Annotated in this window: 16 protein-coding genes; 9 read left to right on the top strand and 7 right to left on the bottom strand. The window is 70.1% G+C overall.

Features of this window, described 5'->3' with window-relative positions; translation table 11 throughout:
• Positions 1–687: a hypothetical protein gene (locus ABZX02_RS02970; protein WP_355294420.1), complete on the top strand. Its 687-nt coding sequence runs from the start codon at positions 1–3 to the stop codon at positions 685–687.
• On the opposite strand, the gene ABZX02_RS02965 is transcribed toward ABZX02_RS02970, so the two are convergent.
• Together ABZX02_RS02965 and ABZX02_RS02960 are read right to left on the bottom strand one after the other, a co-directional pair.
• The gene (locus ABZX02_RS02965; RefSeq protein ID WP_355294419.1) at positions 671–1,114 is read right to left on the bottom strand and encodes a DUF6098 family protein; all 444 of its coding nucleotides are present in this window, start codon (positions 1,112–1,114) and stop codon (positions 671–673) included. The genes ABZX02_RS02970 and ABZX02_RS02965 overlap by 17 nt on opposite strands.
• 270 nt (positions 1,115–1,384) lie before the next feature.
• Positions 1,385–1,780: a cupin domain-containing protein gene (locus ABZX02_RS02960; RefSeq protein WP_355294418.1), complete on the bottom strand. Its 396-nt coding sequence runs from the start codon at positions 1,778–1,780 to the stop codon at positions 1,385–1,387.
• 94 nt (positions 1,781–1,874) lie between these two features.
• Here ABZX02_RS02960 and ABZX02_RS02955 point away from each other — a divergent pair, with 94 nt between their 5' ends.
• From ABZX02_RS02955 to ABZX02_RS02945, 3 genes are read left to right on the top strand one after another with little or no spacing between them, the layout of a single operon-like run.
• On the top strand, positions 1,875–3,530 hold the full coding sequence (locus tag ABZX02_RS02955) for an FAD-binding dehydrogenase (RefSeq protein WP_355294417.1): 1,656 nt from the start codon (positions 1,875–1,877) through the stop codon (positions 3,528–3,530).
• A 57-nt stretch (positions 3,531–3,587) separates the two neighbouring features.
• Positions 3,588–4,067: an NAD(P)H-dependent oxidoreductase gene (locus ABZX02_RS02950; RefSeq protein ID WP_355294416.1), complete on the top strand. Its 480-nt coding sequence runs from the start codon at positions 3,588–3,590 to the stop codon at positions 4,065–4,067.
• Entirely contained in the window at positions 4,064–4,531 is a 468-nt protein-coding gene (locus ABZX02_RS02945) for a flavin reductase family protein (protein ID WP_355294415.1), read from the top strand. The genes ABZX02_RS02950 and ABZX02_RS02945 overlap by 4 nt, the downstream gene beginning before the upstream one ends.
• Here the strand turns inward: ABZX02_RS02945 and ABZX02_RS02940 are convergent.
• Positions 4,520–6,214: an FAD/NAD(P)-binding protein gene (locus ABZX02_RS02940; RefSeq protein ID WP_355294414.1), complete on the bottom strand. Its 1,695-nt coding sequence runs from the start codon at positions 6,212–6,214 to the stop codon at positions 4,520–4,522. The genes ABZX02_RS02945 and ABZX02_RS02940 overlap by 12 nt on opposite strands.
• Positions 6,215–6,407: 193 nt before the next feature.
• Between ABZX02_RS02940 and ABZX02_RS02935 the strand changes: the two genes are divergently transcribed.
• The 4 genes from ABZX02_RS02935 (at position 6,408) to ABZX02_RS02920 (ending at position 11,087) form a co-directional block, all read left to right on the top strand.
• Entirely contained in the window at positions 6,408–7,508 is a 1,101-nt protein-coding gene (locus ABZX02_RS02935; protein WP_355294413.1) for an LLM class flavin-dependent oxidoreductase, read from the top strand.
• Positions 7,505–7,972: a GNAT family N-acetyltransferase gene (locus ABZX02_RS02930; RefSeq protein WP_355294412.1), complete on the top strand. Its 468-nt coding sequence runs from the start codon at positions 7,505–7,507 to the stop codon at positions 7,970–7,972. Before ABZX02_RS02935 ends, ABZX02_RS02930 begins: the two co-directional genes overlap by 4 nt.
• A gap of 181 nt (positions 7,973–8,153) precedes the next feature.
• On the top strand, positions 8,154–10,187 hold the full coding sequence (locus ABZX02_RS02925) for an EAL domain-containing protein (protein ID WP_355294411.1): 2,034 nt from the start codon (positions 8,154–8,156) through the stop codon (positions 10,185–10,187).
• A 66-nt stretch (positions 10,188–10,253) separates the two neighbouring features.
• Positions 10,254–11,087: a trypsin-like peptidase domain-containing protein gene (locus ABZX02_RS02920; RefSeq protein ID WP_355294410.1), complete on the top strand. Its 834-nt coding sequence runs from the start codon at positions 10,254–10,256 to the stop codon at positions 11,085–11,087.
• Positions 11,088–11,279: 192 nt separating this feature from the next.
• Here the strand turns inward: ABZX02_RS02920 and ABZX02_RS02915 are convergent, their stop codons facing one another.
• Positions 11,280–12,512, bottom strand: coding sequence for a cyclopropane-fatty-acyl-phospholipid synthase family protein (locus tag ABZX02_RS02915; protein ID WP_355294409.1), 1,233 nt, complete (start codon positions 12,510–12,512; stop codon positions 11,280–11,282).
• On the bottom strand, positions 12,513–13,763 hold the full coding sequence (locus tag ABZX02_RS02910; RefSeq protein WP_355294990.1) for an FAD-binding oxidoreductase: 1,251 nt from the start codon (positions 13,761–13,763) through the stop codon (positions 12,513–12,515).
• A gap of 170 nt (positions 13,764–13,933) precedes the next feature.
• Between ABZX02_RS02910 and ABZX02_RS02905 the strand changes: the two genes are divergently transcribed.
• Complete coding sequence (locus ABZX02_RS02905) at positions 13,934–15,469, top strand: acyl-CoA dehydrogenase family protein (protein ID WP_355294408.1); 1,536 nt, start codon at positions 13,934–13,936, stop codon at positions 15,467–15,469.
• A gap of 71 nt (positions 15,470–15,540) precedes the next feature.
• Here ABZX02_RS02905 and ABZX02_RS02900 read toward each other — a convergent pair whose 3' ends face one another.
• Positions 15,541–16,695, bottom strand: a complete 1,155-nt coding sequence (locus tag ABZX02_RS02900; RefSeq protein WP_355294407.1) for an acyl-CoA dehydrogenase family protein — start codon at positions 16,693–16,695, stop codon at positions 15,541–15,543.
• Positions 16,696–16,700: 5 nt separating this feature from the next.
• Entirely contained in the window at positions 16,701–18,614 is a 1,914-nt protein-coding gene (locus tag ABZX02_RS02895; protein WP_355294406.1) for an acetyl/propionyl/methylcrotonyl-CoA carboxylase subunit alpha, read from the bottom strand.
• Between the last annotated feature and the right edge of the window lies 1 nt (position 18,615).

The raw sequence follows: 18,615 nt of genomic DNA, 5'->3' as shown, positions 1-18,615 counted from the left end.
ATGGACCTGAAGCCGGTCGCCGACGAGCTCTACGGCCTGCCTCCGAAGGACTTCACCGCGGCCCGCAACGCCGCCGCCAAGCAGGCCGGCGACAAGGACCTCGCCAGGGCCATCCAGGAGCTCCGCAAGCCCACCGTGGGGGCCTGGGCGGTCAACAAGCTCGTCCGGGACGCCCCGGAGGGCCTGGAGGAGGCGCTGGGCCTCTCCACGGCGGAGCTGACCATGCGCGAGCTCGGCCGCAAGCGCAAGGAGCTGATGGAGGCGCTGGTCTACCGCACGCTGGAGCTGACCGGGCCGCTCGCGGACGACGCCGTCACGCAGGTCCGCAACACGTTGACGGCCGCGATGGCCGACCCGGAGTCCGCCGAGCAGGTGCGCGCCGGGCACCTCACCAAGGGCCTCGAGTACTCGGGGTTCGGGTTCGCGCTGCCCGCGCCCGAACCGGTGCCGGACGGGGAGGACGCGCTCGCCCGCAAGCGGCGGGAACGGCAGGAGCGCAAGCGGGCCGAGGCGCAGCAGGCGCTGGACGAGGCCGAGCAGGCCCTCGGCGAGGCGCAGGCCGACCAGCTGGCCGCGCAACGGGCGTTCGATCGTGCTGCGGAGCGGCTGGAGGATGCCAAACGGGTGACGTCGGCGGCGGAGAAGGCCCGCAAGGCCGCTGAGCGGAAACTCAGCGACCTGAACTAGAGCGGTCGAGCGGTCCCCACTCGGTGGAGTGCTGGGCGTCCACCAGCGCGATGCACTCGCGCAGCGCGCTGTCGGCCACCCACGCCAGCGGTTCCGCGCAGCGGACCAGCGGCTCGTTGTCCGGGCCCCGGCCCACCTCCTCGCCGCGCAGCACCCAGGCGCGGACGTCCGAGCCCCGCAGCTCGCGCAGGTGCCGGTAGTCGAACAGTCGGCGGGCCACCCACAGCTCGCGCGAGCGGTCGTCCCACCACGGCTCGACGCGCAGCGGCGACGCGGAGAGGCCCGGCAGTTCCACGCCGGTCAACGAGTCGCGCGACCGCGACACGGCGTCCGCCTCCGGGCCCCTCGACCAACGCACGTAGACGTCGTCCGCGACGAGCCGGACGAGCTCGGCGAGGGTGGTGATCGTGGGCAGCCGGTCGGGCACGTGAAGTGACGTACCCTGCCGAACCTGAAGGAAACCTGAAGGAATTGAGCCTGGTCACAGTGAAAGCCGACCGGAACACAGAGGTCCGGTTGTACGTTCAACAAAGTGGTTGGCCGCCGGCGCTCGAGCTGCAGGCCGGGGCGATCCGACACCCCCAGGTCGGAGAAGCCCTTCCGCAGGCGTTGCGTGCTCGCGCCGTGCGGTCGACCCAGCCGTCGACCGGCACTCCGGTAAACCCCCCTCACCGGTAGTGGCGGTCGGCGGCGCCCTCTACAGGTTGTACTGGTCGTGGCGCTCGTAGAACGCGACCAGTTCCTCCGGTGAGAGCCCCTTCGCGGCGCCGACCTCCAGGAAGAAGTTCTCGCGGGCGATCCCCGGCGAGAAGAGGATCAGCATCCGGACGGGCGCGTCGCTGTCGTTGCGGAACGCGTGCGGGCGGTCCGGCGGCACGTACAGGAAGTCGCCCTCGCCGCCCTTGATCCACTCCTCGCCGTCGAGCAGCGTGATCTCGCCCTCGAGGACGTAGAACGACTCGGAGAACGTCTTGTGGAAGTGCGGGCGGGCGCCCGGCTGCCGGGCCTCCATCCGCCACTCGAACAGGCCGAACTCGCCGTTCGTCACCGATCCCGGTGCCACGAAACGAGCGGTCTTGGTGGTGAAACCCACCTCGGAAACCGGCCGGAAAGTCATTCCCGTCCCCCAAAGAAGTGAAGTTTGCTCAGATCTCGTGCGCGGCCAGGACCCGTCCTAAACTCGGCCGATGGCACATGACGCGGATGTCATCGTCGTCGGCGCGGGCCTCGCAGGTCTCGTCGCGACCGCAGAGCTCGCGGACGCGGGCCGCAAGGTCATCCTCCTCGATCAGGAGCCGGAAGCGTCGCTCGGCGGCCAGGCGTGGTGGTCGTTCGGCGGGTTGTTCCTGGTCGACACCCCCGAGCAGCGCCGGTTGCGGGTCAAGGACTCGCACGACCTGGCGCTGCAGGACTGGATGGGCTCGGCGGCGTTCGACCGCGACGAGGACCACTGGCCCCGGCTGTGGGCGCAGGCCTACGTGGACTTCGCCGCCGGCGAGAAGCGCTCGTGGCTGCACAACATGGGCGTCCGCTGGTTCCCGTTCGTGCAGTGGGCGGAGCGCGGCGGCTACCTCGCGGACGGGCACGGCAACTCGGTGCCGCGCTTCCACGTCACCTGGGGCACCGGGCCGGGCGTCGTCGAGCCGTTCGAACGGCGCGTGCGCGAGGGCGTCGCGAAAGGGCTCGTGACGCTGCGGTTCCGCCACAAGGTCACGGCCATCAGCATCACCGACGGCGTGTGCGACGGCGTGTCCGGCGACGTGCTGGAGCCGTCCTCGGTGCAGCGCGCCGAACCGAGCTCGCGGACGGTCGTCGGCGACTTCGCGTTCAGGGCGCAGGCCGTGATCGTCACGTCCGGCGGCATCGGCGGCAACCACGAGCTGGTGCGCCGGAACTGGCCGGAGCGCATGGGCACGCCACCGAAGTTCATGCTCGCGGGCGTGCCGGACTTCGTGGACGGCTCGATGCTCGAGATCACGCAGAAGGCCGGCGGCGCGATCATCAACGCCGACCGCATGTGGCACTACCCCGAGGGCATCGCGAACTACGCGCCCGTGTGGTCGCGCCACGGCATCCGCATCCTGCCCGGCCCGTCGCCGCTGTGGCTCGACGCGGACGGCAGGCGCCTGCCGATCCCGCTGTTCCCCGGCTTCGACGCGCTGGGAGCGTTGCAGCACATCACCTCGCACGGCCACGAGCACTCGTGGTTCGTGCTGAACAAGCGGATCATCGGCAAGGAGTTCGCGCTGTCGGGCTCCGAGCAGAACCCGGACCTGACCGGCAAGGACACGCGCGCGGTGCTGAAGCGCGCGCTGCCGGGAGCGGTGGCGCCCGTGGAGGCGTTCGCGCAGAAGTCCAAGGAGTTCATCCAGGCGGGCACGGTCGCGGACCTCGCCCGCGGCATGAACGCGCTCACCGGCGACTCGCGCATCGACGCGGCCGCGCTGGAGAAGACGATCGTCGAACGTGACCGCCAGGTCACCGCGGGGCTGAGCAAGGACGCGCAGGTGAACGCGATCCGCCAGACCCGGAACTTCCTGACGGACAAGCTGATCCGCGTCGTCGAGCCGCACCGGCTGCTCGACCCGAAGGCGGGTCCGCTGATCGCCGTGCGGCTCTCGGTGCTCACCCGCAAGACGTTGGGCGGCCTGCACACCGACCTGTCGTCGCGCGTGCTCGACACGTCGGGCGCGGTGCTGCCCGGCCTGTACGCCGCCGGTGAGGCCGCCGGGTTCGGCGGCGGGGGCGTGCACGGCTACCGGGCGCTCGAGGGCACGTTCCTCGGCGGCTGCCTGTTCTCCGGCCGCGTCGCCGGGCGGTCGGCGGCGGACGCGGTCAAGTAGCTCCCGCGTGGTGGACGCGGGTTGACGGTCCCCCGGCTTGCGGCTGTGCTGGGAGGCATGACGCAGATCGGTGTTCTGGTCGGCAACCCGCGGCCCGCCTCGCGCACGTTGCAGGCGGCCCTGGCCCTGCGCGAGGCCGTCGCCTCGACCCTGGGCGTGCCCGTCGACGGGCCTGTCATCGAGGCGGCGGAGCTCGCCCCCGCCGTCTTCACCGAGCCGGACACGATCAAGGCCGCGCTGCAGGCGCTCGGCCAGGCCGACGTCCTGGTGGTCGCGACGCCGACGTACAAGGCCGCGTATACCGGTCTGCTGAAGGCGGTGCTGGACCAGGCGCCACCGGGGTGGCTGCGCGGCAAGTTGGTGGTGCCGCTGCAGATCGCGGCCGCCGACAAGCACGCGCTCGCCGTCGAGGTGCACCTGCGGCCGGTGCTCGCCGAGCTCGGCGCCGTGGTGCCCCAGGCCGTCTTCCTCAACGAGGCCGCGCTGCCGGCCGACGCCGCGGACTTCGACCTCGACGCCCTGAAGGTGCTGCGGTGAAGGAACAGCTGCGCAACGCGTTGAAGCACCACGCCCAGGCCGTCACGATCGTCACGGCCACCGGGTCCGACGGTCCGGTGGGCACGACGGTGTCGTCGTTCACGTCCGTCTCGTTCGAGCCGCCGCTGGTCGTCGTGTGGATCGGCGAGGGCGCGTCGGTGTGGCCGGTGCTGCGGACCGCGCCGCTGTTCGCCGTGCACCTGCTGCACGCCGAGCAGACCGGGCTCGCGGACCTGTTCGCCACCAAGGGCGTCGACCGGTTCGGGCCGGGAACGCGGTGGCAGCACGACGACGACGGCGTGCCCGTTCTGCTGGACGCACCCGTGCGGCTGCGCTGCCGCACCGCGCGCCGGATCGCCGTCGGCGACCACATCGCGCTCGTCGGTGAGCCGCTCGACATCACGCACGCGGACATCGCCGCGCCCCTGGTGCGGCACCAGGGGCGCTACACCTCAGTCGCCTAGCTGGTCCAGCAACGCCCTGGCGATCACGTCGTTCTGCCGGAACGCCGGGGCGTTCGTGTTCGGCCGCGCGAACGCCGCGAACGCCTTCCCCGTCGTGTACGGCCCCACGGCGAACCGCACGGGGTCCTCCTCGCCGGCCTCGTTGACCAGACGCCCCACCGGCGACACCCGCACGAGCCCGGCCTCGTCCTCCGACACGTCCCCGACCGCGCGCAACGACCGCAGCACCGGGTCGGCCGTGCGCGACAGCGCGTGCGTCGGCAGCCGGGCCTCGATCAACCCGTTGGCGCGCACCACGTCCGGCGTGGTCGCGCTGCCGGCCACGAACGCGTCGTCCTCCGCCTCGACCCACATGTCCGCGCCGAGGAACCGCACGATGCCCGCGCGGGACAACGCGAGCAGCTCCTCCAGCCGGTCCGGCGGCGGGCCGGACGCGAGGTAGCTGAAGTAGCCGTGCCACCAGCCGTCGAACGGCATCAGGCCCGCCAGCTGGCCGTAGACCGACAGCAGGGCGAGGAACGCGCCCAGATCGGCGCTGTACCGAGGATCCGAACGCCGGGCGACGTCCGCCTCGACGTAGGCGCGCAGGTGCTCCTGGAACTCCTCGGCGGCCGCGAAGGTGGTGCCCGTCAACGGCCGGTCGAGCCGTTCGAAGTCGATGCGGTCGGCCGGGTCGGGCACGGCGAGCTCCTCCAGCTCGCGCATCTCGGCGCTGTACCAGGGAAGCACGGTGAACGACGCCGCGAACTCGACGAACGGCATGCGCACCAGTGAGGGGTGGCCGGTGAAGAGCTCGTGGTAGTGGCCCCAGGCGATCTCCTTGGCCATCAACGGCCACACGTCGGCGCGGAAGTCCAGCTCTCGCCCCTTCAGCTCGTCCGCGACGAAGAACCGCGGCAGCGCGGGCCGCGTTCCCTGCAACCGGTAGCCGGTCTTCGAGTGGTACGGCACCCCGCGCCGCGACCCCACGTACAGCGTCGGTTCCGAGCCCGAAGGCACGTAGGAGAGGCCTTCCGGGCCGCGGACGTACCGACCGCCGCGTCCCTCGGTCAGCAGCACCATGAGATCGATGAACGCGAGTCCGAACCCGCGCAGCACGACGTCTCCGCGCACGGCCGACAGGTCCGCGTCCGCGGAGTACAGCGGTGGCACGTAGACGAGGCCGTGCTCCGCCGCGTGCTCGGCGAGCTTGCGGTGCTCGGGCTCGGGTTCCGCGTCGAGGTGGCCGAGCGCCAGCACGAGCACGTCGGCGTTCAGGGACTCCCCGTTGTCGAGCCAGACCCACGTGCCGACGACCTTCAGCGCCTTCGCCTGATGCACGGTGACAGAGATGCTCGGAGGCAGAGATTTCCGCACGTGGTCGAAGAACCACTCCAGGTACCCGCTCTGCACCTGCCGGGACGGGAACGACGTCGGGTCGACGTCGGTCCACTCCGCCAGCGACGGGCCGGGGCGGACCGGACCGAGGCCGTCGAACGACGAGTCGGTGAAGACCGTCACGTCCTCGGCCATGGAGTTCATGCGCAGCAAGGGGGACTGGGCGTGCCGCCACACCCGTCCCGCGCCCGGCGGGAACGGGTCGACGACGTGCACGGCCAGCGGCACCGTCGGCGACTGGGCGGCGATGCGTTCGAGCAGGCCGGCGGCACGGGGTCCGCCACCGATCACGACGAGTGAGCGCATGCGCGTCTTTCCGTTGGAGGGCAACGAGAAACGAGCCGCGCCCCTCAACGCGAACACCACCACGGTACCCCGCGTGTGCAAGCAAATCCCGCACTGTGGACGTCGTTGCACCCGGCCATCCCGAGGTGTGCACTCGAAGGGCGTCTCCCTCAACGCACACCTCACTCCCACTACCAGTTCTGGGGAATCGGTCATGCCAGTTGAGTTTCTCGGGATCGCCGCCACGAACGACGGCTCCGAAACGACGCCGCGCTCGTCCAGCGGCGCGTTCGACAAGGACTACACGCTCCGGCTCGCCAGGGCGCACGAGGAGCACGGCTGGGACCGCGTGCTGTTCGCCTACGGGTCGGGCGCGCCGGAACCGTCGGCGGCGGCCGCCTACCTCGCGACCAAGCTCGACAAGCTGCAGATCCTGCTGGCGCACCGGCCGAACGTCAGCTACCCGACGTTCGCCGCCAAGACGTTCGCGACGCTCGACCAGATCAGCGACGGCCGGCTGACCGTGCACTTCATCACCGGCGGCACCGACCACGAGCAGCAGCGCGAGGGCGACTACCTCACCAAGGACCAGCGCTACTCCCGCACCCGCGAGTACATCCAGATCGTCAAGAAGGCGTGGACGAGCAGGTCCGCGTTCGACCACGACGGCGAGCACTACCACTTCGCGGACTTCGTGAGCGACGTCTTCCCCGTGCAGCAGCCACGCCCGAACGTGTCGTTCGGCGGCTCCTCCCCCGCGGCCTACGCGGCGGGCGGCGCGGAGGCCGACATCTTCTGCCTGTGGGGCGAGCCGCTGGCCGAGACCGCGCAGCAGATCGAGTCGGTGAAGCAGGCCGCGAAGGACGCCGGGCGCACGGACGTCCCCCGCATCCAGGTCGCGTTCCGGCCGATCATCGCGCCGACCGAGGAACTGGCCTGGGAGAAGGCCCACCGGACGGTCGAGCGGATCGAGGCGCGCAAGGCGAACGGGCCGTTGAGCCGCCGCCACTCCCTCACCAACCCGGAGAACACCGGCTCGCAGCGACTCCTGGCCGTCGCGGAGCGCGGTGAGCGGTTCGACCGGGCACTGTGGACGCCGACCGCGAAGGCGACGGGCGGCGCGGGCAACTCCAACGCGCTGGTCGGCACCCCGGAGACGGTCGCGCAGGCGCTGCTCGACTACTACGACCTCGGCGTCGACATCCTGTCCGCGCGCGGCTACGACCTGCTCGACGACGCGATCGACTTCGGCCGGTACGTGATCCCGATCGTGCGCGAAGAGGTCGCCAAGCGCGACCGGGCCAACCCCGCATGACAACTCTCGAGGTGCGCCGCGTCCGGCAGTCGGATCCGGAGGCGGCGCCGTTGGTCGCCGAACTGACCCACGAATACACGACTCGCTACGGGCCGATGGGCGCAGAGGAGATGCGGCGACCGGCGGACGTGTTCGAACCGCCGAACGGACAGTTCCTGCTCCTGGTCGAATCGGGCGAAGCGGTCGCGGGTGGTGCGTTCATGCGGTACGACGACGAAACCGCGGAGATGAAGAGGATCTGGACGCATTCCCGACACCGCCGGCGCGGATTGGCGCGAAGGGTTCTCGTGGAACTCGAGAACGAGGCCAGAACGTTTGGGTACAGCAGGATCTACCTGACGACGGGGCCGCGCCAGCCCGAGGCGAAAGGGTTGTACCTCGCGACCGGTTACACACCGTTGTTCGATGTTGAGACAGACCCCCTGACAATTGGCCCGCTGGCCTTCAGCAAGGTGATTCATTAGTTCAAACGAGTGAATTAGGGGCAGATCCGTCGATTCCTGACCGGGTTTCGAGGTTCGGTTGGACAGGTTATGACTGATCAGTAAGCTTGCCCGTTGGACCCACTCCTGGTGGTGGTACCGCGTCAAGCGATCGAAGCAGATCTTCCCGGTCCCACGAATTGGCCACCCGAGCTGAATGAACATGGTCGACAGCCGAGAGCCCGCCGCCGCCTGGGCAGCGGCGATCTCCACCACCCTCGTCGCGCACTACACGCGCGAGAAGCTCGTGCAGCTGCTCGTCACCTACGTCGAGCAGTTGCACAGCGGTGGCGTCGACGAGGCACGGCAGGTGGGCCGGTCCATGGTCGAGCGCGACTTCATCGCCTCGGCCACCCTGGAGCAGTCCCTCACGGTCCTGAGCGAGCGCACCAGGACCACGCCCGCGCAGCTGGCCGCGCTCGCCGCCGGGTACGCGGAAGGGCTGCGCGACCGCACGCTCGACCAGCAGGAGCTCACCCGCACGGCCGCGATCAACACGATGCGCCGGGCCGAGGCGGCGGTCCGGGCGAGCGAGGCCAAGTTCCGGGCGGTCTTCGAGAGCTCCGCGTTCGGCATCGTCGTGAGCGACCTCAAGGGCGAGATCATCGACGTCAACGAGGCGTTGCTCGCGATGCTCGACTACAAGCACGAGGACGTCCGCCGGATGAGCGGCCGCGACCTCGTGCACCCGGACGACCGGGCGGGGCTGCGAGAGCTCACCGTCGCGCTGATCGCGTCCGAGCACGACAACGTCCGCGTCGAGAAGCGGATGGTGCGCAGCGACGGCGAGACGATCCAGACGCACATGGCGATCTCGGTGGTGCGCGAGCAGGACGGCACGCCGCCGTACCTCGTCACGATGATCGAGAACATGAGCGAGATGCGCGCGCTGCAGTCGCAGCTCGTCCGCCAGAGCCTCAACGACGTGCAGACCGGCCTGCCGAACCGCGCGCAGTTCCTCGGCTGGCTCGAGGGCGCCGTCGGGTCGAAGGGGCCGGAGACGCTCGCGCTCGTGCAGGTCGACATCGACGGGTTCCGCGGCATCAACGACGCGTTCGGGCACCAGACCGGCAACCGGGTGCTGATGCACGTCGCGACGCAGCTGCGGGCGGTGTTCGGCGAGGAGGTCGCCAGGGTCGCGCGGATCGGCGAGGACGAGTTCGGCGTCCTGATCAGGGACCCGGAGACCACGACCGCGGTGATCGCGCTGGTCGACGAGTTCACGGCGCTGCTGGAGGAGCCGATCTGGATCGACGGCCACGGCGTCGGCGTGACGACCAGCGTCGGCATCGTCCCGCGCACGGCCCGCGGCGGTGACGCGGCGGACCTGCTGCGCGCGGCCGACGTGACGGTCACGTGGGCCAAGCGCGACGGCAAGGCGCAGTGGGCGTTGTACGACCGCGAACGCGACCAGCTCGACAAGGAGCGGTACGCGCTCGCGGCGTCGATCCCGGGCGCGCTGGAGGAGGACCAGTTCCGCATCGACTACGTGCCGGTCCGGTCGCTGGCGGACTCCTCGGTGCTCGCGCTGGAAGCCAAGATCGTCTGGGACCACCCTTCGCGGGGCGTGCTGTGCCCCGAGATGTTCCTGGGCCAGGCCACCGGCAACGGCATGATCGTGCGGCTCGCGCGCTGGGCGTTCGAGGAGGCGTGCGCGCAGCTGAGCGAGTGGCACCGGGCGCTCGGCTCCCGGACGCCGCAGCTGACGGTCGACCTGCCCCTGCGGCTCTGCCAGGAGCCCGAGCTCGTCGCCGAGGTGGTCCGCGTGCTGGAGCGGACGGGGCTGCCCGCGTCGTTGCTGCGCTTCGAGCTGCACGAGCAGGTGCCCCCGTCGCTGAACGACGACCAGCTCGAGGAGCTCACGATCCTCACCGAACACGGCATCGGCCTGGTGGTCGACCAGGTGAGCGGCGGCAACGTCGGCGTCGGCCGGCTGCGCGTGCTGCCGTGGAGCGGCCTGAAGTTCAACAGCGCCGTCGCCCACGCCTTCGGCACCGACGCGACCCGCATGGAGGAGACCGCCGCGGTCGCCCTGCTGCGGTGGGCGGCGATGCTGCGGCTGCCGCTGTACGCCGACGGGGTGCGCACCGAGGGCGAGGCGTCGCGGCTCGCCGAGCTGGGCGTGACGGGAGCGCAGGGACCGCTCTTCGGCCACGCGCTGTCGGCCTCAGAGGTCTCCCAGCTGCTTCTCAGCTAGTTCTTATCAGGGTTTTCGAGGGTTTCGGCACAGGTTGCTCACAAGGTCGGGGTCCATCGTGGAGTCATGACCGAGCAGAGCTTCCCCGCCATGAGCGGGTCACTGGTGGAACCGCAGCCCGCCGTTACCCCGGCGCCGAAGTTCTGGCGCCGCACGGCCCCCATGCTCACCGCCGCGGCACTCGTCGCGGGCCTCTTCGGCGGCGTCACCGGAGCGGTGATCGCCCAGCCCGACTCGCCCGCCGCCTCGTCCTCCGTCACCGCGCAGACGATCTCCAACACGTCCACACTGGACTGGAGCGGCGTCGCGTCGAACGTGCTGCCCTCGGTGGTGCAGGTCAACGTCGGCAACGGCCTCGGCTCCGGCGTGATCCTCTCCGCCGACGGCAAGATCCTCACCAACAACCACGTCATCGCCGCGGCCGGCGGCCAGATCACCGTGAAGTTCAACGACGGCCGCGAACTCCCCGCCACCGTCGTCAACGCCGACGCCACCTCGGACCTCGCCGTGCTGCAGGTGTCCGGCGCCTCGGGCCTCACCCCGATCAAGTGGGCGGACTCGGACTCGGTGAAGGTCGGCGACGCGGTGATGGCCATCGGCTCGCCGTCCGGGCTGCAGGGCACCGTGACGACCGGCATCGTGTCCGCTCTAGACCGCAAGGTGACCGTGCCGGGCGAGACCCGTCGCTCGCAACCGGTGTCGTACCAGGCGATCCAGACCGACGCTTCGATCAACCCCGGCAACTCCGGTGGCGCGCTGGTGAACGCCGCGGGTGAGCTGATCGGGATCAACTCGGCGATCTACTCGCCGGCGTCGAGCAGCGGGGAGGCCGGGAGCGTGGGGATCGGGTTCGCGATCCCGTCCAACACGGCCAAGCAGATCGTGGGTCAGTTGAGCTGACAGCTCTCGGAACTCAGGGCCGCGGCACCGTGCCGCGGCCCTTCGTCACGTGGTCCAGAGGGCGGAGATCGGCAGGCAGGTCATCCCGTTGCCGAAGCTTCCCGCCACCACCTCATCGCACTGATCGACTGCACATCTGCCGAACCTCTGACTGCACATCTGCCGAGTCGGCGACTGCAGATCTGCCGAAGATCAGGACAGCCAGTCCGGGCGCAACGGCATGTGCGACGTCGTCCCGTCCAGCCTCACCCCGAGGATCTGGTGCAGCTGGATGTTGTTGCGGTCGAACCCGAGCCGCGACGCCGCCAGGTACAGCCGCCACACCCGAGCGCGCGCCTCCCCGACCTCCTCCACCGCCTCGTCCCAGTGCGCCTCCAGGTTGCGGCCCCAGGCGGCGAGGGTGAGGGCGTAGTGCTCGCGGATGTTCTCCTCGTGCCGCACCTCGAACCCCGCGTCGTGCATCTGCGAGACGAGGTGGCCCGGCCCGACGAGTTCGCCGTCCGGGAACACGTACCGGTTGATGAACGGGCCGGACAGCGCCTTCTGCTTGTTGTCCGGACGGGTGATGCAGTGGTTGAGCAGGCGGCCGCCCGGCTTGAGCTTGCGGTACAGCGCCGAGAAGTACGCCGGGAGCTGCGCCTTGCCGATGTGCTCGGTCAGGCCGATGGACGACACCGCGTCGAAGCCCGTCTCGCGGACGTCGCGGTAGTCGAGGTGGCGCACCTCGGCCAGGTCCGAGAGGCCCGCCTCGACGATGGCCTTCTGCGCGTACTCGGCCTGGTTGCGCGACAACGTGACGCCGATGGCGCGCACGCCGTACTCGCGGGCGGCGTGCATGACCATCCCGCCCCAGCCGCAGCCGACGTCGAGCAGTCTCATGCCGGGCTTCAAGCCCAGCTTGCGGGCGACCAAGTCGTGCTTCTCGAACTGGGCTTGTTCCAAAGTGGACTCGACAGTCGGGTACACCGCGCAGGTGTAGGCCATGGACGGGCCGAGGACCCACTCGTAGAACTGGTTCGAGACGTCGTAGTGGTGGGCGATGGCCTGCGAGTCGCGGGCCTTCGAGTGCCGCAGGCCGTGCAGTCTCGTCTCCTGCGGCGGCGGGGTCACCTTGTGCGCGAGCCGTATTCGGCCGAGGAAGCGGAGCAGCTCCACCCGTTGCAGCACGGGCAGTGCGCGCAGCGAGAAGTCGGACAGCTGGGAGAGGCCGGCGTGCACGTCGCCGAGGATCTCCAGCTGGCCCGTCACGTAGGCGCGGGCGAGGCCCAGCTCACCCGGCGCGGAAGCCAGGTAGGACAGGGCTTCCGGCGATTTGATGTCGATGGACACCGGCGCCGACGTCGGCCCGGCGGTACTGCCGTCGTAGGCCTGGAAGCGGACGTCGTCGCCGCCCGTGATGCGCTGGAAAATGGAGGCCAACAGCATTCATCGTCCCCTGACACACTTGGCGTACAGATCAGGCAGGCGGTTCGTCTGGTCGTACCGGGCCTTCACGGACCGGTAGTGCGAACCGTTGTAGTGCCGCCAGAACTCGTCCTCGGTGTAGTAGGAGTCCGAGTACAGCGACTTGTGGCCGCCCAGCCGCGCCACCTCGCGCTCGATCAGCCGGTTGCGGTCACCCATCTTCTCCCCCGGACGCACCGGGACCTCCGACCAGAAGCCGACGTTCACGTACAGCGTGTCCGCGTCCATCGGGTAGAGCGGCCAGCCCGTGCTGTCGCGCAGGCGGACCGGGCACAGCCACACCGGCGCGATGCCGATCTCGCGGTCGAAGAAGTCGAGGAAGTCGGCTAGTCCCCCCACCGGGATCTCGACGTCCTGGATCACCGGCTCGACGTCCGTGCGCGGCCGCAGCTGCCGGTGCTTGGCGACGAGCTTCCGGTACACGTCCGAACGCAGGTAGCGCTTCGGCCACATGCGACGGACGACCGGGTTCTGCGCGCCGAACGCCCGCGAGCACCAGAACCAGTCGGTGTCCCAGCGCCACAGGTAGTCGTGGATCGTCAGGTGGTCCGTGCGGCGCTTCTGGATGGACCGGTAGTAGATCTGGTTGCCGGTGTAGTCCGACGTGTAGGGCGCGATGTCCGCGTAGTGGCCCAGCGTCAGGTACATCTCGCCGCGGGAGAACACGGTGCCGTCGACGAAGTCCGCCGAGCCGTCCTCGCAGACCTTCTCGATGACGGCAGCGCACTCCTCGAACGACCCGAACGGCACGTGCCGCAGCCGGACGTACTGGCGCACCGGTTCCAGCTCGATCTCCAGCCGCAGCGCGTACCCCAGCGTCCCGTAGGAGTTGGGGAAGGCGCGGAACAGGTCGTCGTCCGGCTTCGCGACGACCACCTCGCCGTCGCCGGTGAGGATCTCCAGCTCCCGCACGGACTCGTGCGGCAGCCCGTTGCGGAAGGAGGTGGACTCGATGCCCAGACCCGCTACCGCTCCGCCGATGGTGATGGTCTTGAGCTGCGGCACCACCAACGGCATGAGGCCGTGGGGAAGTGTCGCGGCGACGAGGTTCTCGTAGGTGGTCATGCCCTGCACCTGTGCGGTGCGTCCGACCGGGTCCACGGACAGGACCTGGTCGAACCTGCCGACGTCGAGTCCGCCGGCCTGGTCGGCCCGGAACCGGAAGAGGTTCGACGTCTTCTTCGCGAGCCGCACTGGCGCACCTTCGCGCATCGCGGCGTACTGCGCGCTCAGCGCAGCCACGGCCGAGCTGTGCCCATGGTCACTCACGGGTTCGACGTTATTCCTCGTCACCGCAGTTGTCGCGCCCAAAAGCCCGAATGGGCCAGCGATCTTCCGCGGCACCCTGTCCGAAGTTACTTGCGAGTAGTAACGTGCGGGGCATGGCAACGCACGAGGTGACCAACCAGGTTCCGCCGCTGAGCGGTCACGACGTCGCGGACGACCCCGCCCTGCTCAGCTGGGTCGACGACGCCGAACTGCACGACCTCGGCAGGCTCGCGGGCAGCCACGAGTGGCAGGAGCGCGGCAGGCTCGCAAACGCTTACCCGCCGGTGCTGCACACCCACGACCGGGTCGGGAACCGGATCGACGAGGTCGAGTTCCACCCCGCCTGGCACGAACTGATGAACGTGGCCGTTACGCACGGATTGCACGCCTATGTCGACGGTGCGCATTTGCAGCGGGCAGCCAAGTTCTACGTCTGGTCCCAGGTCGAGGCGGGCCACGGATGTCCGATTTCGATGACTTACGCTGCAGTGCCCGCTTTGCGCGCCGAGCCGGGACTGGCCGATAGTTACGAACCCCTTCTCACCGCTCGGAACTACGACTTCGGGCTGCGTGCCCCGCTGACCAAGCAGGGCCTGATCGCCGGCATGTCGATGACGGAGAAGCAGGGCGGGTCGGACGTCCGCGCGAACACCACCACCGCTCGGCCCGTCCCGGACGGGTACGTGCTGACCGGGCACAAGTGGTTCACCTCGGCACCGATGTCGGACGTCTTCCTGACCCTGGCCCAGGCCCCCGGCGGCCTCACGTGCTTCCTGGTGCCGCGGGTGCTCCCGGACGGCACGCGCAACCGGTTCTTCCTGCAGCGCCTGAAGGACAAGCTGGGCAACAAGTCCAACGCCTCCGCCGAGATCGAGTACGACGAGGCGTTCGCGCACCGCGTCGGCGACGAGGGCCGCGGCGTGAGGACGATCATCGAGATGGTCAACATGACCCGGCTCGACTGCGTCCTCGGCACGGCGGCGGGCATGCGCCTCGGCCTGCGCCAGGCGGCGCACCACGCCGCGCACCGCAAGGCGTTCGGCAGCTACCTGGTCGACCAGCCTGCCATGCGCAACGTGCTGGCGGACCTCGCGATCGAGTCGGAGGCGGCGACCACGACCGCCATGTGGCTCGCCCAGCACTGCCCCCGGCTCGCGCTCGCCGTCACGAAGTACTGGGTCTGCAAGCGCGGCCCGGTGCACGCGGCCGAGGCGCTGGAGTGCCTGGGCGGCAACGGCTACATCGAGGACAGCGGCATGCCGCGGCTCTTCCGCGAGTCGCCGCTGATGTCGATCTGGGAGGGCTCCGGCAACGTCGCCGCGCTCGACGTGCTGCGCGCGATGAAGAAGGAACCCGAGTCGGTGCAGGAGTTCCTCGCCGCCGTCAGCGGGGTGGACCGGCGCGTCGACAGGGCGTTGAACGAGCTGGGCACCGCGCTGTCCGATGTGGACGAGTCGCAGGCACGCCGGGTCGTCGAGAAGATGGCCCTGATCCTGCAGGGCGCGCTGCTGGTGAAGCACGGGCACCCCGCGGTCGCGGACGCGTTCCTCGGCTCACGGCTCGGCGGCGACTGGGGAGTCGCGTTCGGCACGCTCCCCAGGTCGACCGACTTCGCCTCGATCATCGACCGGGCCGTGCCGAAGGTCTAGGACCCGAGCGGGCGCGGCGGCGGAGCAGGCGGGTGTCCTGAGCTCAGGGCGTCGGACACCCGCCACGCCGTCTAGCTCAGGCCGAGCTCGCGGGCGATCAGCATCTTCTGCACCTCGGAGGTGCCCTCGCCGATCTCCAGGATCTTGGCGTCGCGGTAGAACCGGCCGACCGGGTACTCGTTCATGAAGCCGTAGCCGCCGAAGATCTGCGTGGCGTCGCGGGCGTTGTCCATCGCGGCTTCGGAGGAGACGAGCTTCGCGATGGCCGCCTGCTTCTTGAACGGCTCGCCGCGCAGCATCCTCGACGCCGCCTCGTAGTAGGCGAGGCGCGCGGTGTGCACGCGGGCCTCCATCTCGGCGATCTTGAACTGGATCGCCTGGTACGTCCCGATCTTGTTGCCGAACGTCTCGCGCTCGTGGGCGTAGCGCAGCGACTCGTCCACGCAGCCCTGGGCGAGGCCGACGGACAGCGCGGCGATGGCGACGCGGCCCTCGTCGAGCGTGCGCAGGAACTGGGCGAAGCCGCGGCCGCGGGTGCCGAGCAGGTTCGCGGCGGGCACCCGGCAGTCCTGGAAGGACAGTTCGCGGGTGTCGGAGGCGTTCCAGCCGACCTTGGAGTACTTCTTCGACACCGTGAAGCCCGGGGTGCCGGACGGGACGATGATCGAGGAGATCTCCTTGCGGCCGTCGGGCAGCGTGCCCGTGACGGCGGCGACGGTGACCAGGCCGGTGATGTCCGTGCCGGAGTTGGTGATGAACGCCTTGGTGCCGTTGATGACCCACTCGTCGCCGTCGAGGCGCGCGGTGGTGGTCAGGCCGCCCGCGTCGGAGCCGGAGCCGGGCTCGGTGAGGCCGAACGCGCCGAGCTTCTCGCCGGACGTCAGCGAGGGCAGCCACTCGGCCTTCTGCTCGTCGGTGCCGAAGCGGTAGATCGGCATGGCGCCCAGGGAGGTCGCGGCCTCGACCGTGATCGCGACGGACGAGTCGACGCGCGCGAGCTCCTCCAGCGTGACGCACAGGGCGAAGTAGTCGCCGCCCATGCCGCCGTGCTCCTCGGGGAACGGCAGGCCGAGCAGGCCCATCTGCCCCATCTTCGCGACGATCTCGTACGGGAACTCGCAGCGCTCGTAGAAGTCGCCGATGACCGGGGCGACCTCGTCGCGCGCGAACTCCTCGACGGTCTTGCGCAGGTCCTCGTACTCGCTCGGGAGCCTGAAGTCCAACATTGCGGTCACTCCTCGTGAGAGACGACGAGGGCCAGTACCTGGTCGAGTGCGACCTGCTGGCCTGCTTGCACGTTCACTTCGGCGAGCACGCCGTCGACCGGTGCGGTCACGGTGTGCTCCATCTTCATGGCCTCGACCACGAACAACGCTTGACCGGCGGTCACTTCCTCGCCCTGCTGCGCCCGCACGACGAGCACGGTGCCGGGCATCGGCGACTTCACCGGGCCACCGGAAGCCGCGGCACCGCCGGCCGCGCCCACCAGGAACTCCGCCTCGACCAACGCCCAGGAGGCGCCGTCGTGGCCCAGCCACAGGACGTCACCGTCGCGGGCCATCGCATAGCGGCGCGAGCCGACGAGCAGGTCGGCGCCTTCCCGACGTGCACGGGCACGAACCGGTTCTCCAGCGCCCACGACGACTTCCTCGCCGCGCACGCGCACGTCGACGTCGTTGATCCGCCACGTCGTCCAGGCGTGCTCGCCGACGCGCCAGCCGCCCGGCTGGTCCCACGGGTCGTCGCCGTGCGGCTGCAGCGAGCGCTCCAGGCCGGCCGCCACGTACACCTCGTCGGGGACCTCGGCGGACGTCAGCGCGTCCAGCTTCCGTTCGACGAGACCGGTGTCCAGGGCGCCCGCGCGCACGTCGGGATCGCGCAGGAGCGCCCTCAGGAACGGGATGTTCGTCGTGACGCCGAGCAGCACCATCTTGCCGAGCGCGTGGTCGAGCTTGCGCAGCGCCTCTTCGCGAGTGCGGCCGTGCGCGATCACCTTGGCGAGCATCGGGTCGTAGTCCGAGCCGACGACGAGTCCCTCGTACAGACCGGAGTCCACGCGGACGTCGGCCGGTTCGCTCAGCGCGAGCACGCGGCCGCCGGTCGGCAGGAAGCCGCGCGCCGGGTCCTCGGCGTAGACGCGTGCCTCGACCGAGTGCCCCGTCAGCTCAACGTCGAGGTCGAGCGGTTCGCCGGACGCCACGCGGAGCTGCCACTCGACCAGGTCGACGCCCGTGACCATCTCGGTCACCGGGTGCTCGACCTGCAGCCGGGTGTTCATCTCCATGAAGAAGTAGTCGCCCGAGGCACCGTCCACGATGAACTCGACGGTGCCCGCGCCGACGTAGCCGACGGACTTCGCGGCGTCGACGGCGGCGGAACCCATGGCCTCGCGCACTTCCGGCGTGAGGAACGGCGACGGCGCTTCCTCGATGATCTTCTGGTGGCGGCGCTGGAGGCTGCACTCGCGCTCACCGAGGTGGATCACGTTCCCGTGGCGGTCGCCGAGGACCTGGATCTCGATGTGGCGCGGGTTCGTGATGAACCGCTCGATCAGCAGCGTGTCGTCACCGAACGACCCGCGAGCTTCCCGCCGTGCCGACTCGATGGCCTCGCGCAGCGCCGATTCCTCGTGCACCAGCCGCATGCCCTTGCCGCCACCGCCTGCGGAAGGCTTGAGCAGCACGGGAAAACCGATCTCCAGGGCCGCTTCGACGATCTCGTCGTCGGACATGCCCGAGCGGGTGCGGCCCGGCACCACGGGCACGCCCGCCGCCGACACCGTCAGCTTCGCGCGGATCTTGTCGCCCATCGCGTCAATCGCCGACGCGGGCGGCCCGACGAACACGATCCCGGCCTCGTCGCAGGCCGCGGCGAACGCCGTGTTCTCGGCGAGGAAGCCGTAGCCGGGGTGGATCGCCTGCGCGCCCGTGGACACGGCGGCCGCGACGATCTTCTCGATGGACAGGTAGCTCTCGCGGGCCGCGGCGGGTCCGATCCGCACGGCCTCGTCGGCGAGCTTGACGTGCAACGCCTCGGCGTCCGCGTCGGAGTACACGGCGACGGAACGGATCCCGAGCGACCGCAGCGCGCGGATCACCCTGACCGCGATCTCCCCGCGGTTCGCCACCAGAACGCTGTCGAACATG

Origin of the sequence: Lentzea sp. NPDC003310, assembly GCF_040610935.1 — a bacterium.
Lineage (GTDB): Bacteria > Actinomycetota > Actinomycetes > Mycobacteriales > Pseudonocardiaceae > Lentzea.
The sequence above is the reverse complement of the archived record's forward strand: the minus strand, read 5'-3'. Positions and strand labels throughout refer to the sequence as shown.

Excerpts from the sequence above, each read along its gene's own strand:
- ABZX02_RS02970 (WP_355294420.1), top strand. The coding sequence starts at position 1 with ATGGACCTGAAGCCGGTCGCCGACGAGCTCTACGGCCTGCCTCCGAAG.
- ABZX02_RS02955 (WP_355294417.1), top strand. The coding sequence starts at position 1,875 with ATGGCACATGACGCGGATGTCATCGTCGTCGGCGCGGGCCTCGCAGGT.
- ABZX02_RS02950 (WP_355294416.1), top strand. The coding sequence starts at position 3,588 with ATGACGCAGATCGGTGTTCTGGTCGGCAACCCGCGGCCCGCCTCGCGC.
- ABZX02_RS02940 (WP_355294414.1), bottom strand. The coding sequence starts at position 6,214 with ATGCGCTCACTCGTCGTGATCGGTGGCGGACCCCGTGCCGCCGGCCTG.
- ABZX02_RS02935 (WP_355294413.1), top strand. The coding sequence starts at position 6,408 with ATGCCAGTTGAGTTTCTCGGGATCGCCGCCACGAACGACGGCTCCGAA.
- ABZX02_RS02930 (WP_355294412.1), top strand. The coding sequence starts at position 7,505 with ATGACAACTCTCGAGGTGCGCCGCGTCCGGCAGTCGGATCCGGAGGCG.
- ABZX02_RS02925 (WP_355294411.1), top strand. The coding sequence starts at position 8,154 with ATGGTCGACAGCCGAGAGCCCGCCGCCGCCTGGGCAGCGGCGATCTCC.
- ABZX02_RS02920 (WP_355294410.1), top strand. The coding sequence starts at position 10,254 with ATGACCGAGCAGAGCTTCCCCGCCATGAGCGGGTCACTGGTGGAACCG.
- ABZX02_RS02915 (WP_355294409.1), bottom strand. The coding sequence starts at position 12,512 with ATGCTGTTGGCCTCCATTTTCCAGCGCATCACGGGCGGCGACGACGTC.
- ABZX02_RS02910 (WP_355294990.1), bottom strand. The coding sequence starts at position 13,763 with ATGCGCGAAGGTGCGCCAGTGCGGCTCGCGAAGAAGACGTCGAACCTC.
- ABZX02_RS02905 (WP_355294408.1), top strand. The coding sequence starts at position 13,934 with ATGGCAACGCACGAGGTGACCAACCAGGTTCCGCCGCTGAGCGGTCAC.
- ABZX02_RS02900 (WP_355294407.1), bottom strand. The coding sequence starts at position 16,695 with ATGTTGGACTTCAGGCTCCCGAGCGAGTACGAGGACCTGCGCAAGACC.
- ABZX02_RS02895 (WP_355294406.1), bottom strand. The coding sequence starts at position 18,614 with ATGTTCGACAGCGTTCTGGTGGCGAACCGCGGGGAGATCGCGGTCAGG.